General features: G+C 38.3%; 1 protein-coding gene. It reads left to right on the forward strand.

Annotated features, from left to right (window positions below):
• Window positions 1-35: 35 nt before the first annotated feature.
• Window positions 36-1257 (forward strand): IS21 family transposase (gene istA / locus HF990_RS14835; RefSeq protein WP_168412888.1); only part of this gene is annotated, 1222 nt, incomplete at its 3' end.

The following is a 1257-nucleotide window of genomic DNA, read 5'->3' on the forward strand; positions in this document are numbered from 1 at the left end:
TGGACAAAACAGTTCAACGGGAGGTATTCAAGGAGATGTTAGCAGTGGCTGAAATTCATTATATCAGATATGAAGCAAACCAAAAAGGATGTTCCTATTCCGATATTGCCAAAAGAATGAATCGTGATCCAAGAACAGTGAAGAAGTATGCGGAAATGGAAGACTTCAATCCCTCAAAAGTTAAACAAACGAGAAAAGCGAAAGTGATGGATCCAGTGAAACCGATATTGGATCAATGGATTAAAGAGGACTTGACAAAGAAGAAAAAATATCGAAGAACTGCGAAACGAATGTATGAAATCTTAAAAGAAGAATATGGATTTACAGGTTCAGATCGTTCTGTTCGGCTCTATGTATCAAAAAGAAAACAAGAACTGCTCGTACAAAGTGAACCAGCTGCGTTACCTTTAGAATCGAAACCTGCAACGGCTCAAGTTGATTTTGGAGAAGCTCCTTTTCTCTATCAGGGGAAATACGTCGATTTTCCTTACCTGGTCGTTTCATTCCCTTACAGTAATGCGGCCTATGTGCAAGTCATGCCAGCTCAAAATCAAGAATGTTTCTTGGAAGGATTAAAACGAATCTTTCACTATATGGGAAGGGTTCCAAGGGTCATTCGTTTTGATAATCTCTCCCCTGCCGTAAAAACGATCTTGCCAAACGGAGAAAGAGAATTGACAGAGACATTTCAACGATTCGTTTTACATTATGGCTTTGAATGCGAGTTCTGCAACCCAGCCAGCGGAAATGAAAAAGGGAATGTCGAATCAAAGGTGAAATATATTCGAAACAATTTCTTTTTACCTGAACAAACAATCTATCAACTAGAAAGTTTTAATGAATCTTTATGGGAGAAATGTGAGAAGGACTGGAATCGTCCGCATTATGAGAAGGAGCGACTCATCGCTGAATTATTTGAAGAAGAACAAGCGTTATTTCTTCAATTGCCAGCCAAAGAATTTGAATGTGTCCGATATGAGCAGGTCACGGCTGATAAGTACGGTTTCATCCATTTAGAAAACAATTTATATTCCACGTCTCCCCGTTTTGCCAAACAAAAGGTTTTGGCAAAGATCTCTTATCATGAGATTGCCATTTTAACAGAAGAGCATGAGCTGATTATCAAGCACGAGCGTTTATATGGCACAAAACAAAAATCAATGAAATGGCAACCATATCTTACGTTAATGGCCAAAAGGCCAAATGCATTAAAATATACGGATTTCTATGAAAAGATGCCGGAAGAATGGAAAAATT

Source organism: Ureibacillus thermosphaericus (assembly GCF_012396605.1).
GTDB classification, from domain to species: domain Bacteria; phylum Bacillota; class Bacilli; order Bacillales_A; family Planococcaceae; genus Ureibacillus; species Ureibacillus thermosphaericus.